We start from the raw sequence: 13,462 nt of genomic DNA, 5'->3' as shown, positions 1-13,462 counted from the left end.
GGGAGAAGGTGACATTGGAAACTTCCGCCAAACAACCCCAAAGACGCTGCCCGCAACAAAAGCAGGGGTAAAAAATGGTAACCATTTAGGCAGCCATTTTGGCATGGCCTGCCGTATTTCGGTCAAACCATGGCCCGAATTGGATGGAATAGTCCTATTGTCAATTGATGCCTAGGCACCAAGATGACCCGGTCCGGTGCATTGACCCTTTACCCCCAGCCCCCAATGCCCGGACCGGATCTTCAATCGCCTGACAGGCGATCAGGGGGTTTCATTTCCAAGCAGGATACTTGCGCCGACGATTGCCGCCGGATCGCCGCTGGCATTGGCCGTCTGCAACAGCACGGCGCAGCCACCCTTTTTCACTTTTGCCACCACGCTCGCCGGAAGCTTCACCGTCATCGGCGAACCATCCCACATGCCGACCGTCTGCACATCATAGACGCTGTGCCAGTAGGACATTTTTTTCCCCTGGTTCTCGCCCTTCTGCACATCCACCGTCTGTTCGCGGGTGAAATAGGCAACAACGACATCAGCCTTGCCATTACCGGCACCAATATCGATCTCCACCTCATCGCCGGCGAATTTTGACGAGACCGGCACGCTTAGCCCCTGGCCTTCGCGCTTGAAAGCATCGAGCCTGTCATAGATGCCGCGAACATCCGCGCCCTTGACGTGGTCACGGCCGTTCAGAATTGCCTGCGGCGTATAGACCCCATTACGGCCGAGCGCCCGCATATACCCATATTGCCGTTCAGTATTTTCCTTGGACGCCAGCGAATCCGTCCAGCCGAGATAATTCCAGTAGTCGACGTGGTAGGAAAGACCGACAACATCACCCTTCTGGATCATCTTGCGCAGCGCTTCGTCCGCCGGCGGGCAGGATGAGCATCCCTGCGATGTGAACAATTCGACAACGCCCTTCACTGCCTCCTGCGCCTGCGCGGAGGTGACAAGGAACGTGCCGAGAAGACATATCGACAGGGGAAATTTCAGTGGCATTACAAAAACCTTTGTCCGGCAAGATATCCAGACGAATTGATGCGATCAATCCTGCCGGGATGCAAACCGGAAAATAACGTCTAATGCCCCTCAATAGAAAGTCACGAAGGGGTGAGCGGCAATCACAAAAAAAGAGATCAAGAAACGAAAGAGACGCCGGGATTTTTCCCGGCGTCTTTTGTTGGTTTAAGCTTTATCAGCCAGCCAGATCACGAAGAACGGTCTGCAGAATGCCGCCATTGTTCATGTAGATCACTTCGTCCAGCGTATCGATGCGGCAAAGAAGCGGAACTTCCTTCACCGAACCGTCGCTGTAAGTGATCTTGGCGACTTTCTTTTCGCGTGGCTTGATGTCGCCCTCGAGGCCGTCGATCTCGACGACTTCGTCACCCTTGAGGTCGAGGCTCGCCCAGGTCGTGCCTTCCTCGAAGACGAAAGGCACGACGCCCATGCCGACAAGGTTCGAACGGTGGATGCGCTCAAACGACTGCGCAATCACGGCCTTGACGCCGAGCAGGTTGGTGCCCTTCGCCGCCCAGTCACGGGAAGAGCCGTTGCCATATTCGACACCGGCAAAGATGACGAGCGGAACGCCCTCCGCCTTGTATTTCATGGCCGCGTCATAGATCGACATCTCTTCCTTGGACGGATAATGGATGGTGTAGCCACCTTCCTTGCCGTTCGGGCCGAGCATGTGGTTGCGAATGCGGATATTGGCGAAAGTGCCGCGCATCATCACTTCATGGTTGCCACGACGCGTGCCGTACTGGTTGAAGTCGACGACGGCCACGCCGTTCTCCGTCAGATAGGCGCCGGCCGGCGAAGCAGCCTTGATCGAACCGGCCGGGGAAATATGGTCGGTGGTGATCTTGTCGCCGAACAGGCCGAGGACGCGCGCGCCCTTGATGTTCTTGAGACCAGTGCCCTTCTTGCCCATGCCGACGAAATAAGGCGGGTTCTGCACATAGGTCGACTTGTCGTCCCAGGCATAGGTTTGGCCCGGCGGAACCTGAACGGCCTGCCAGTTCGCGTCACCCTTGAACACATCCGCATACTTCGATTCGTAAAGCTCGCGGGTGACGTATTTCAGGATGAATTCCTGAATTTCCTGCGAGGTCGGCCAGATATCCTTCAGATAGACCGGGTTGCCGTTTTGGTCGTCGCCGATCGGCTCCTTCGTCAGGTCTTTCTGGACCGTGCCGGCAAGGGCGTAGGCCACGACGAGCGGCGGTGAAGCGAGGTAGTTCGCCTGAACGTCTGGCGAAATACGGCCTTCGAAGTTACGGTTGCCCGAGAGAACACCAGCGGTGATGAGACCCTTGTCGTTGATCGTCTTGGAGATCGGCGCCGGCAGCGGGCCGGAATTGCCGATGCAGGTGGTGCAGCCAAAGCCAACGAGGTTAAAGCCGATTGCGTCGAGATCCTTCTGTAGGCCCGACTTGTCGAGATATTCGGCAACCACTTGGCTTCCCGGCGCAAGCGAGGTCTTCACCCACGGCTGGGATTTCAACCCCTTGGCAACCGCATTGCGGGCGAGAAGCCCGGCAGCGATGAGAACCGAAGGGTTGGAGGTGTTGGTGCAGGAGGTGATGGCCGCAATCGCCACATCACCGTGGCCGAGATCGAAGTCTTCGCCGTCAACCGCATAGCGGTTGGTGAGCTGGCCGGGCTTCTTGTAGTCGTTTTCGAGAGCCGTTGCGAAATTCGGCGCAATGGTTTCGAGCGGCAGGCGGCCTTCCGGACGCTTCGGGCCGGCCATGGACGGCACCACGTCGCCAAGGTCGAGTTCCAGCGTGTCGGTGAAGACGAGGTCGGAACCGTCGCCGGTGCGCCACATGTCCTGCGCCTTCGAATACGCTTCGACGAGCGCGATGCGGTCCTTGGCGCGGCCGGACATGGTCAGGTAATTGATGGTCTCGCCGTCAACCGGGAAGAAACCACAGGTCGCACCATATTCCGGACCCATATTGCCGATGGTCGCGCGGTCGGCAAGCGTCATCGAATCAAGGCCCGGGCCGAAGAATTCGACAAATTTGGAGACGACACCCTTCTTGCGCAGCATCTGCACGACGGTCAAAACGAGGTCGGTCGCGGTCACGCCTTCCTTCACCTTACCGGTCAGCTTGAAGCCAATGACCTCAGGCAAAAGCATGGAAACCGGCTGGCCGAGCATCGCCGCTTCAGCCTCGATACCACCAACGCCCCAGCCGAGAACGCCGAGACCGTTGATCATGGTCGTGTGGCTGTCTGTGCCGACGCAGGTATCCGGGTACGCAACCGTCTCGCCATCCTCTTCCTTCGTCCAGACGGTCTGGCCGAGATATTCGAGGTTGACCTGGTGACAGATGCCGGTGCCGGGCGGAACCACACGGAAATTCTTGAACGCCTGCTGGCCCCACTTCAGGAAGCGGTAACGCTCGCCATTGCGCTCATATTCCAACTCGACGTTGCGGGCAAACGCGGTCGGCGTGCCGAATTCATCGACGATGACCGAGTGGTCGATGACGAGATCGACGGGAACGAGCGGATTGATCTTTTCCGGATCGCCACCGAGCGACACCATGGCGTCACGCATGGCGGCAAGATCGACCACGGCGGGAACGCCTGTAAAGTCCTGCATGAGAACGCGGGCTGGACGATAGGCGATTTCCGTTTCGGTGAGGCCCTTATTATTAAGCCATTCGGCGACGGCCAGAATGTGCTCCTTTGTGACGGACTGGCCGTCCTCGAAACGAAGCAGGTTCTCCAGAAGAACCTTCATGGAATAAGGCAGCTTGGAAACGCCTTTGAGACCGTTTGCCTCAGCCTTGGGAAGGCTGAAATAAACATAGTCCTTACCATCCACGGTAAGGACGGAACGACATTGGAAACTGTCGAGAGATTTGGCCACGGTTTAAAACCCCGCATAATCTGATTAGCCAACACGCGCGTGCGGACCCCTGTGCTCGCAAGCACATCAGGATGCGGGTACGACCATTTCCGCTGTCCGCACGTGAAAGTTACTCCTCGTAACATTCAGGTCCGGCGCAAGATGATGTTCACGCCGGCCGCTGGCGTGGTTGACACTCATATAGATAATTTCGGAGAAACGTGCCAGACCATTCAACGAAGCTAATCGATTTTTTTATCGAGACGACGAAATCTGAAACGGAACCGCAGCATGGATTTGACGGCGGAAAATCTTGGCGTGCGACGCGGCGAAGATTTCATATTCATGAATATTTCCTTCAAGTTAAGCGACGGCGAGGCACTGGTGCTGACCGGCCGAAACGGCTCGGGAAAATCCACTCTCCTGCGCACCTTGGCCGGCCTGCTACGCCCCGAACAGGGGTGGATAAAGATAGCCGGCGAAGAGATAGAAAAGGACATGCGTCCATCAGAAGCCTGTCATTATCTCGGCCATCGCAACGCGATGAAAATGGAACTGACCGTTTCGGAAAATCTGGGTTTCTGGAAAAATTTCCTCGGTGATTTTTCCGGTGGTACTGGCATCACAATCGATGAGGCGGCTGAGATCGTCGGTCTCGCAGGCATTACTCATCTGCCCTTCGGTTATCTCTCCGCTGGCCAGCAACGGCGTTTTGCCATGGCGAAACTTCTGATCGCCTGGCGGCCGGTATGGATTCTCGATGAGCCGACGGCAGCGCTTGATAAAGCTGCGGATGGCATGTTTACCGATCTCGTCAAAGGCCATTTATCGAAGGGCGGTATCGTCATTGCAGCAACTCATCAGCCGCTTGGGCTGGCGAATGCCCGGGAATTGCAGATGACGGGTTTTGCGGGTGTGGAGGCTTGGGCATGATCGGCGGAGCTTGTGGTTTCACCCCCCTCTCCCCTGCCGGGCATCTCCCCCGCAAGGAGGGAGATCAGCAAGAGGCACTTTCTCCGCTCCATCGTCAAGAATCGAGATGGGCGAAACCTTGCCGCAGTTCGATCTCCCCCCTTGTGAGGGAGATGCCCGGCAGGGCAGAGGGGCGTAACGCCCCAGACGCGGAGCAACCCCAATGACCGCCCTCCTCCTCCGCGACATAAAGCTCTCCATCCGCGCCGGCGGCGGTGCCCTGATCGGCGTACTCTTCTTCATGACGGTCGTTGCCGTCATCCCCTTCGGCGTCGGCCCCGATCTCAACCTGCTCGCCCGCATCGGCCCCGCCATCGTCTGGATCGGCGCACTTCTGTCCGCCCTTCTCGGCCTCGACCGGCTGTTTCAGGCAGAGCGGGATGACGGGTCGCTGGACCTCATTCTCATGCAGGAAAACCCGCTGGTGCTCACCGTGCTCGTCAAATGCCTGGCGCATTGGGTCGGAACGGGCCTACCGCTGGTGCTGGCCTCCCCCCTGCTCGGCCTGTTCATGAATATGGACGAGGTGGCAATTGGCGCTGTGATGCTCACGCTTTTCGTCGGCTCACCGGCCATCACCTTCATCGGCGCGGTAGGAGCAGCCGTCGCGGTCGCCCTGCCGCGAGGCGGGCTTCTGGTCTCCATCCTCGTGCTACCGCTCGCCATTCCGGTGCTGATTTTTGGCGTCAGCGCTTCTTATGCAGCGGTGCAGGATCCAGCGCCCTTTATGCCGCCATTCCTCATTCTCTGCGCGATCACGTTATTTTCAGCCGTGACCGGCCCTTTCTTTGCCGCTTTGGCCCTGCGCAATGTTATGGATTGATGAAGCCGCGATTGACGATCCCCTGTTGACAGGGATCAATTGCGGGGCGGCCATTCTCGGGTTACACAAGCGGCATGAACGAGCAGACCTTCACCATCACCAAATTCAGTGATCTCGCCAATCCCACGCGGTTTCTGGCGCTGGCAGCACGCATTCTGCCCTGGCTCGCTACACTTACCGCGCTGGTGCTGGCCGCCGGTCTCTATCTGACTTTTACGACAGAAGGCGATTACCAGCAGGGTTACACCGTGCGCATCATGTATGTGCATGTGCCCTCCGCCTGGCTTTCGATGATGTGCTATACTGTCATGGCGGTCTCGGCGATCGGCACGCTGGTCTGGCGTCACCCAATCGCAGATGTCAGCCACAAGGCCGCCGCCCCCATCGGTGCCGCCTTCACGCTCATCGCCCTCATTACCGGCTCGCTCTGGGGCAAACCCATGTGGGGAACCTGGTGGGTGTGGGATGCGCGACTGACTTCCGTATTCGTGCTTTTCCTGATGTATCTCGGCCTTATCGCGCTCAACCGCGCCATGGATGACCCCTCCAGAGCCGCCCGTGTCAGCGCCGTGCTGATCCTCGTTGGTTTCGTGAATATTCCGATCATCAAATTTTCGGTCGAATGGTGGAACACGCTGCACCAGCCGGCCAGCGTCATCCGCATGGGTGGTTCCGCCATCGATGCGGAATTTCTCTGGCCGCTTCTGACCATGGCGATCGGCTTCACACTGCTGTTCTTCACACTACACATCGCCGCCATGCGCAACGAAATCTGGCGCCGGCGCGTGGCCGCGCAGCGGCGGCTTGCCGCCCGCATGGCCAACCGGGAGGGCTGAGGCATGACGCACGCCTTTTATATCGGCATGTCTTACGCGGCCACCGGCCTTGTCGTTCTCTGTCTCATCGCCTGGGTCGTTGTGGACGGTCAGGCGCGCAAACGGGAACTGAAGCAGCTGGAGGCATCCGGTGTGCGCCGCAGGGCAAGAGCCGGTTCCACAGGTGACGCGCAATGACGCAGGCCAGCCAGGATCAGGACACCAAAACCAAAACCACCGGCCGCGCACGTTACGGGCTGGCGCTGCTGCCACTGCTGCTCTTCGGCGGTTTTGCCTTCATCGCCGGCAAGATGCTCTATGATCAGGATGTCAACGGGCTGGATATCAGCGCCATTCCCTCCGCGCTCATCGGCACCAGGGCGCCTTCCCTGTCGCTGCCACCTCTGGAAGGCTCAAACCTGCCAGCGCTCACCGATGCCGCCATCAAAGGCAAGCTGACACTGGTCAACGTCTTTGCCTCCTGGTGCATTCCCTGCCGGCAGGAGCATCCGCTATTGCAGGAACTGGCGAAAGACAGCCGCATCACCGTCGTCGGCATTAATTACAAGGATAAGCAGGACAATGCGCTCCGCTTCCTTGGCGAACTTGGCAACCCCTTTGCCGCAATAGGCGTCGATCCGAACGGCAAAGCCGCGATCGACTGGGGCGTTTACGGCATTCCCGAAAGTTACCTTGTCGGCGCAGACGGCACGATCCTTTATAAAAAGGTTGGCCCCTTCGATGCTCGCAGCGTCGAGCGCGACCTGCTGCCGGCCATCACGGCCGCAGCCGGAAAATAGCTCCCGGGCGGGAAGGTTCAATTCTTCGAAATAATCCGGAGCGACGGGCCTTCGGCCGGCATACGTATACCTTCCAGCACGACCTGATCGCGACCGCCGCGCTTTGCAGCATAAAGGCTGTCATCGGCCCGCTTGATGGCATCATGGATGGAATGGTCTCCCCTCGCGACAGCCGAAACGCCAAAGCTTGCCGTAATTTGGGTGGTCACACCCCGGTTACGCCAATCGAGCGACAGGAGGTTTGAACGCATGCCATTGGCAAGCTGACCGGCAGCAGCAGCCGTGTGGCCGGGCAGGAAGACCACGAATTCCTCACCACCGAAACGCGCCACCAGCGCGTCTTCGGGCGAATTTCGCCTGAGGAGATCGGAAAGGCCGATAAGCACGATATCTCCGGCCGCATGGCCGTAAACATCGTTGATGCGCTTGAAATGGTCTATATCGCAGGCAATGACCGCACCATCAGGCGTGTCGTTGCGGAAATCGGGAACGCGACGGTCGAACCCGCGGCGGTTCAGCACATCCGTCAACGGATCCTGTTCCGCGGCATGCAGGTGCCGGTCGACGGTGACGGAAATCTGGCTTGCAAGCACGGAAAGCGCCAGCAGGAAGCCGAATATGCTCGCGGCAAGCTGCATATAGAAAGCATAATCCGACTCGAAAAATTCGCTGAGCTCGATCATCGAGCCGTTCGGCGTCATTACCAGCAGCATGCCGATACGCACCAGCGTTTCCAGTACCACAAGCGAAGCGATCGCCACCATCAGCCGATCGGCAAGGGCGACAGGCCGCTTTCGCACAAGCCAGACCGGAAAAGCGAGCAGCAGGGCGCAAACAAGATCGCCGATGACGAGTTCGCGCTTCAGATCGGGCGTGATGAAAACGTGAAATGAAACCAGCAAAACAGCGGCAAGCACGAGCGACAGGCGCGCCATCGTATGGCGCGGCCGCCCGAAATGGGTAAGCAGCGCATGGCCGTAGAGAAAAAATGCGGAGAAGAACAGCAGGTTCGAGACAATCGCCTGCAATTCGAAGGGCAGGCCACCGAGCACCAGAGGGGCGGCAAAACCCAAAGCCGCCGCAAGATAGCCGATACCCCAATACCGCGCCGAAACGTGACCTATCCTTTGCAGGAACAGGAACACGACGCCAAATGTCAGCATGATGAAGGGGAGAAGATAGGCGAAATTATCTTGCAATGTGTTCTGCCGGAACGAGAGACAAGCCTTTAAGCACCGAACATTACCGCAATGCCATTAAGAAACTGGCTTATATCGTCCGCCGGCTCGTTCACATTTGCGGGAGCGCATTTTGCCATTCCTTGATCGCATCGAGCGGCCAGACCAGCATGACCACGTTCAGCGTCAGATTATCGCGGATCAGCCAGCCGGTGAAGATTTCGAAGAAGATGGCGATTATCACCGTCAGCCACACCGGCACGCGGGCGGCAAAAAGGAAACCCAGCGCCATGAAAACCGTGTCCATCGCCGAGTTCAGGATGCTGTCGCCGGTGTAACCCAGCGCCATGGTCGCCGTGCGATAGCGATCGATAATGATGGGCGAGTTTTCGAGAAGCTCCCACGCCGCCTCGATCAGAACCGCGAAAGAAAGCCGCATGGAAAAAGGTTTGTCGCGGAACAGCAGCCAGGCGAACCAGTAGAATAGAAAGCCGTGTATAATATGCGACGGCGTATACCAATCGGCCAGATGCTGGGAATTGCCCGGCGTGTTCACGCCCGGCTCGAACAGCTTCACATAACCGCATTCGCAGATGGGAACCCGGCCCATGGCGTAGAGAATGACGATCTGCAGGAGAAGCAGCCCGGCAGCCACGCCGAACCATTTGAGCGAACGCGAACGGGAAGCCGAAATCTCCGCAACTGTCATTTTTCGTCCTTGCCGATCGGTTCTACAGAATGGCGCATCACAAGCGGCATTTGCGCCATGGTGAAAATGATGGTGATCGGCATGGTGCCCCACACCTTGAAGGCCACCCATTGATCCGTCGTGAAACCACGCCAGACAACCTCGTTCAGCACCGCGAGAAACAGGAAAAACAAACCCCAACGTAACGTCAGCTTACGCCAGCCTTCATCCGTCAGCTTGAAGGCGGAATTGAACACGTAACCCAGCAAAGACTGGCCGAAGAACAGGCCGCCCAGCAGGATGACGCCGAACAGCGTGTTGACGATGGTCGGCTTCATCTTGATGAATGTATCGTTCTGCAGCCACAGCGTCAGCGCGCCGAACACAAAAACCACGATGCCTGATATCAGCGGCATGATCGGAAGTTTGCGCGTCAAAATCCACGACACGGTCAGGGCGGCGGCGGTCGCGATCATGAACAGGCCGGTGGCGATGAAGATCGGCCCGCCGAACTCCGTCAAGACCGGAAAAGTGGATGCCAGCCATTCGCCGCGGGAATTGGCGAAGAAGAACACCATGAGCGGGCCAAGCTCGAGCACGAATTTCAGCAGCGGGCTGATTTCCGCCACCATTTTTTCGCTTTCCTTGGAATTGCTTTCAATATCCATACTCAAACTCCCGCAATGGCCTTGGCGAAATCTTCCGCCTCGAAGGGCTCCAGATCATCAACACCTTCACCCACGCCGATGAAATAGACCGGCAGCTTGTGTTTGGCAGCGATGGCGACGAGGATACCGCCCCGCGCCGTGCCATCCAATTTTGTCATAATCAGGCCCGAAACACCCGCAACGTTGCGGAATATCTCCACCTGGTTCAGGGCGTTCTGGCCGGTCGTTGCATCCAGTGTCTGCAGCACGGTGTGCGGCGCATCCGGATCGAGCTTGCCGAGCACCCGCACGATCTTTTCCAGTTCCGCCATCAGTTCCGTCTTGTTCTGCAGACGGCCGGCCGTATCGATGATGAGCACATCGCTTTTTTCCGCCCGCGCCTGCTCATAGGCATCGTAAGCCAGACCGGAGGCATCCGCGCCGAGCTTGGTGCCGATGAATTGCGAACCGGTGCGGTCGGCCCAGATCTTCAGCTGCTCGATGGCCGCCGCGCGGAAAGTATCACCGGCTGCAAGCATCACCTTGAGGCCTGAGCCGGAAAGCTTAGCAGCCAACTTGCCGATGGTCGTCGTCTTGCCGGTACCGTTCACACCCACGACAAGAATGACATGCGGCTTGTGCGAAAGATCGAGTTCCAGCGGCTTCGCCACAGGTTTCAGGACCTTGGTGATCTCGCCCGCCATAATACGCGCCACATCCTCACCACTCACATCCTTGCCGTACCGCTCTGAAGACAAAGCGCCGGTGATACGCATGGCGGTCTCGACGCCCAGATCCGACTGGATGAGAAGGTCTTCCAGCTCGTCAAGCGTGTCCTCGTCCAGCTTGCGCTTGGTGAACAGCGCCGAAATCTGCGTGGTCAGCTGCGACGACGTGCGCGCAAGCCCGGCCCGCAGGCGCTGAAACCAGCTGAGCTTCGGCTCAGGCGCAGCGACAACAGGCTCTTCACGCTCGCTTGCCGATGAAAAGCCCTTTGGCAAAGCCTGCGGCACGGAAGAGGGTTCTACGGCATCGATGGACTCCGCCTCATCGAGCAGCGCATCCATCGCGTCAGCATCGAGCACGGCATCGACAACCGCCGGGGAAGGCTCGGCCTGCTCTTCGGCAGCAGCTTCCGCCTGCAGCAGCGACAACGGCACCAGCCCCATATCGCCGGAAAGCTCGGCACCGGGCAGAAGCGGATCGTCCTCTTCGTCTTCTTCTTCCGAAGGTGTGGCATCCGTTGTCTCGCCCGGAGCGGGACCGCCGGCCGTCTCCATCTCCAGCTCGGAAACGGGATCCTCATCGACCGGGTTATGCGCTTCGGCTTCGCTCAGCGCCGCTTCGAAAGAGGCATTTTCATTGCCGCGTTCAGACGCAGAATCCTCTTGCGGCCGCTCATTCGTTTCGACTTTGTCCTTGCCGAACGAAAAGACTTTTTTGATGAAGCCGAGGGCCATGGTCGTTCCCGTGTCTTTTCTCTTGAGCCGCTTCAGGCAGCGTTCGCCGCCAGAAGCTTCATGTTCAGATGTTTGCCGTTGTGGCCGGTAATCGCAACCTGCGCAAGAGTGCGCGGGGCAAGATCAGGCGCCGCCACCAGCGTGAAATTATCGGTATGGGCAAAACCGGTGTTTTCCACCAGGATCGTTTGCACCGAACCGACCATATCCTGCAACTGCACCACCTTAAGCGCTTCGCCGCGTTCGCGAAGCCTCGCCGCCCGGTCCTTCACCAGCGCGCGGTCGAGCTGCGGCATGCGGGCCGCCGGCGTGCCGGCACGCGGGCTGTAGGGAAACACGTGCAGGCTGGAAATACCGCATTCTTCCGCAAGCGTGGCGGCATTTTCGAACATCTCTTCCGTCTCGGTCGGGAAACCGGCAATCATATCCGCGCCGAAGGCGATGTCGGGCCTCAGCGACCGCACGTCACGACAGAAGCGAATGGCATCGGCCCGTGAATGGCGGCGTTTCATGCGTTTCAGAATCATGTCATCGCCATGCTGGAGGGACAGGTGCAGATGCGGCATGAAACGCGGCTCATCGGCAATCAGATCCATCAGATGATGGTCGGCCTCGATACTGTCGATGGAGGAAAGGCGCAGGCGCAGAATGTCCGGCACCTGCTTCAGCAAAGTCTTGGCGAGGTAACCGAGGGAAGGTTCACCCGGCAGATCAGCCCCATAGCTGGTCGCATCCACTCCGGTCAGCACGATCTCGCAATAACCGCTCTCCGTCAGTCTGCGCGCCTGATCCACCACCGCACCCATTGGCACGGAGCGGGAATTGCCGCGCCCATAGGGAATGATGCAGAAGGTGCAGCGATGATCGCAGCCGTTCTGTACCTGAATGAAAGCGCGCACATGCCCGTCAATATGCTTGACCATCTGCGGCGCGGTCGCCTTGATGCTCATGATGTCGTTGACGCGCAGCTTCTCTTCCGCCGAGACGCCAAAATCCGGCAGCGCGCGGTAGGAGGCGCTTTTCAGCTTTTCCTCATTGCCCAGCACCGCATCCACCTCGGGCATTTCGGCAAAGGTCTGTTTTTCCGTCTGGGCAGCGCAACCGGTGACGATGATGCGCGCATGCGGATTGTCGCGCCGCGCCCGGCGGATGGCCTGGCGCGCCTGGCGCACCGCCTCGCCCGTCACGGCGCAGGTATTGACCAGTACGGCATTGTTCAGCCCGGCCTTTTCGGCCTCCGCCCGCATCACTTCCGATTCATAGGTGTTGAGACGACAGCCGAAGGTTATGACCTCGACGCCGCTCATACGGCCCCCTGCTCGGCCGCCGCATCCCGTGACCAGACACCCGTGACGGGATCGACGGTGCCGGACCATTCCCATTCGGCCGGGCCAGTCATGATGACATGGTTGTCCTCACGCCAGTCGATTGTCAGCGGCACGCGAATGGGGCTGGAAGCCACGTCAATGGTGACCTTTCTGCCCGTGCGGCCAGTGCGGGCAGCGGAAACGGCGGCGGCGCAGGCGGCGGAACCACAGGCGAGCGTCAGCCCCGCGCCGCGCTCCCAGGTGCGGGTGCGAAGCGCGCTGTCGGAAATCACCTGTGCGAGCGTAATATTGGCCTTTTCCGGAAACATCGGATGGTTTTCGAGCAGCGGCCCGAACCGCTCAAGATCGAAATCCATCGGATCGCGGTCCACCCAGAAAATCGCATGCGGGTTGCCCATCGACATGACGGCGGGCGAATGCAGGATTGGCGCATCGATCGGCCCGATCTGCAATTCGATGCGGCTGGTATCGTGGAATTCTTCCGAAAGCGGAATATCGCTCCAGCGGAAACGCGGCAGGCCCATATCGACTGATATCATGCCGTCTTCATGCTCGACAGCATTCAAAATGCCGGCCACCGTCTGGAAGGTGAAGCTGGTCTTGCCGGTTTCGGAAGACAGAGCCTGCACCACGCAGCGCGTCCCATTGCCGCAGGCCTGCGCCTTCGTGCCATCGCAATTGAGAATATCGATAAAGGCATCCGTGCCACTGACACGCGGATCGTGGATGGCCATGATCTGGTCGAACTGGGTCGCGGGATCGGCATTGAGGGCGATGGCCGCCGCAGGCGTGACCATATCCTTGCGGCCGCGCATGTCGACAACGAGGATCTTGTTGCCAAGCCCGTTCATCTTCGCAAATTCGACCGTATCCGCCATCG

The 13,462-nt window shown here is 58.9% G+C and carries 13 protein-coding genes; 5 read left to right on the top strand and 8 right to left on the bottom strand.

Features of this window, described 5'->3' with window-relative positions; all coding sequences use genetic code 11:
- Positions 1–261: 261 nt before the first annotated feature.
- The gene (locus JZX89_RS19085) at positions 262–1,002 is read right to left on the bottom strand and encodes a DUF1223 domain-containing protein (protein ID WP_153515505.1); all 741 of its coding nucleotides are present in this window, start codon (positions 1,000–1,002) and stop codon (positions 262–264) included.
- Between the two features lie 196 nt (positions 1,003–1,198).
- Positions 1,199–3,892, bottom strand: a complete 2,694-nt coding sequence (gene acnA, locus JZX89_RS19080; RefSeq protein ID WP_207135030.1) for an aconitate hydratase AcnA — start codon at positions 3,890–3,892, stop codon at positions 1,199–1,201.
- Between the two features lie 270 nt (positions 3,893–4,162).
- On the opposite strand from acnA, the gene ccmA reads away from it, so the two are divergent.
- The 5 genes from ccmA to JZX89_RS19055 all read left to right on the top strand — a co-directional run bounded on the left by ccmA (position 4,163) and on the right by JZX89_RS19055 (position 7,281).
- Positions 4,163–4,804 (top strand): heme ABC exporter ATP-binding protein CcmA, encoded by a 642-nt coding sequence (ccmA, locus tag JZX89_RS19075; RefSeq protein WP_149900479.1) that lies wholly within the window; start codon positions 4,163–4,165, stop codon positions 4,802–4,804.
- 202 nt (positions 4,805–5,006) lie between these two features.
- On the top strand, positions 5,007–5,666 hold the full coding sequence (gene ccmB, locus JZX89_RS19070; protein ID WP_149900477.1) for a heme exporter protein CcmB: 660 nt from the start codon (positions 5,007–5,009) through the stop codon (positions 5,664–5,666).
- A 74-nt stretch (positions 5,667–5,740) separates the two neighbouring features.
- Positions 5,741–6,502, top strand: a complete 762-nt coding sequence (locus tag JZX89_RS19065; RefSeq protein WP_207135029.1) for a heme ABC transporter permease — start codon at positions 5,741–5,743, stop codon at positions 6,500–6,502.
- A gap of 3 nt (positions 6,503–6,505) precedes the next feature.
- On the top strand, positions 6,506–6,679 hold the full coding sequence (gene ccmD / locus JZX89_RS19060; protein ID WP_153515503.1) for a heme exporter protein CcmD: 174 nt from the start codon (positions 6,506–6,508) through the stop codon (positions 6,677–6,679).
- Positions 6,676–7,281 carry a DsbE family thiol:disulfide interchange protein gene (locus tag JZX89_RS19055; protein ID WP_207135028.1) on the top strand — a complete coding sequence of 202 codons (606 nt, stop codon included), beginning with the start codon at positions 6,676–6,678 and terminating at the stop codon, positions 7,279–7,281. The genes ccmD and JZX89_RS19055 overlap by 4 nt, the downstream gene beginning before the upstream one ends.
- Positions 7,282–7,298: 17 nt before the next feature.
- Here the strand turns inward: JZX89_RS19055 and JZX89_RS19050 are convergent, their stop codons facing one another.
- The 6 genes from JZX89_RS19050 to dapF form a co-directional block, all read right to left on the bottom strand.
- Complete coding sequence (locus JZX89_RS19050; RefSeq protein ID WP_207135027.1) at positions 7,299–8,480, bottom strand: GGDEF domain-containing protein; 1,182 nt, start codon at positions 8,478–8,480, stop codon at positions 7,299–7,301.
- A 91-nt stretch (positions 8,481–8,571) separates the two neighbouring features.
- Complete coding sequence (locus tag JZX89_RS19045) at positions 8,572–9,168, bottom strand: DUF2585 domain-containing protein (RefSeq protein WP_207135026.1); 597 nt, start codon at positions 9,166–9,168, stop codon at positions 8,572–8,574.
- On the bottom strand, positions 9,165–9,815 hold the full coding sequence (locus tag JZX89_RS19040) for a septation protein A (RefSeq protein ID WP_207135025.1): 651 nt from the start codon (positions 9,813–9,815) through the stop codon (positions 9,165–9,167). Before JZX89_RS19040 ends, JZX89_RS19045 begins: the two co-directional genes overlap by 4 nt.
- A gap of 2 nt (positions 9,816–9,817) precedes the next feature.
- Positions 9,818–11,254: a signal recognition particle-docking protein FtsY gene (ftsY, locus tag JZX89_RS19035; RefSeq protein WP_207135024.1), complete on the bottom strand. Its 1,437-nt coding sequence runs from the start codon at positions 11,252–11,254 to the stop codon at positions 9,818–9,820.
- Between the two features lie 32 nt (positions 11,255–11,286).
- A complete protein-coding gene (gene mtaB / locus JZX89_RS19030) occupies positions 11,287–12,561 on the bottom strand; it encodes a tRNA (N(6)-L-threonylcarbamoyladenosine(37)-C(2))-methylthiotransferase MtaB (RefSeq protein ID WP_207135023.1) in 1,275 nt (424 codons plus the stop codon).
- On the bottom strand, positions 12,558–13,460 hold the full coding sequence (dapF, locus tag JZX89_RS19025; protein WP_207135054.1) for a diaminopimelate epimerase: 903 nt from the start codon (positions 13,458–13,460) through the stop codon (positions 12,558–12,560). Before dapF ends, mtaB begins: the two co-directional genes overlap by 4 nt.
- Between the last annotated feature and the right edge of the window lie 2 nt (positions 13,461–13,462).

Source organism: Agrobacterium burrii, from assembly GCF_017313405.1.
Taxonomy (GTDB): domain Bacteria; phylum Pseudomonadota; class Alphaproteobacteria; order Rhizobiales; family Rhizobiaceae; genus Agrobacterium; species Agrobacterium burrii.
This window is presented reverse-complemented; position numbering and strand designations above follow the sequence as displayed.

Coding starts and splice junctions, on each gene's coding strand:
- JZX89_RS19085 (WP_153515505.1), bottom strand. CDS start 1,002: ATGCCACTGAAATTTCCCCTGTCGATATGTCTTCTCGGCACGTTCCTT.
- ccmA (WP_149900479.1), top strand. CDS start 4,163: ATGGATTTGACGGCGGAAAATCTTGGCGTGCGACGCGGCGAAGATTTC.
- ccmB (WP_149900477.1), top strand. CDS start 5,007: ATGACCGCCCTCCTCCTCCGCGACATAAAGCTCTCCATCCGCGCCGGC.
- JZX89_RS19065 (WP_207135029.1), top strand. CDS start 5,741: ATGAACGAGCAGACCTTCACCATCACCAAATTCAGTGATCTCGCCAAT.
- ccmD (WP_153515503.1), top strand. CDS start 6,506: ATGACGCACGCCTTTTATATCGGCATGTCTTACGCGGCCACCGGCCTT.
- JZX89_RS19055 (WP_207135028.1), top strand. CDS start 6,676: ATGACGCAGGCCAGCCAGGATCAGGACACCAAAACCAAAACCACCGGC.
- JZX89_RS19045 (WP_207135026.1), bottom strand. CDS start 9,168: ATGACAGTTGCGGAGATTTCGGCTTCCCGTTCGCGTTCGCTCAAATGG.
- JZX89_RS19040 (WP_207135025.1), bottom strand. CDS start 9,815: ATGGATATTGAAAGCAATTCCAAGGAAAGCGAAAAAATGGTGGCGGAA.
- ftsY (WP_207135024.1), bottom strand. CDS start 11,254: ATGGCCCTCGGCTTCATCAAAAAAGTCTTTTCGTTCGGCAAGGACAAA.
- mtaB (WP_207135023.1), bottom strand. CDS start 12,561: ATGAGCGGCGTCGAGGTCATAACCTTCGGCTGTCGTCTCAACACCTAT.
- dapF (WP_207135054.1), bottom strand. CDS start 13,460: ATGGCGGATACGGTCGAATTTGCGAAGATGAACGGGCTTGGCAACAAG.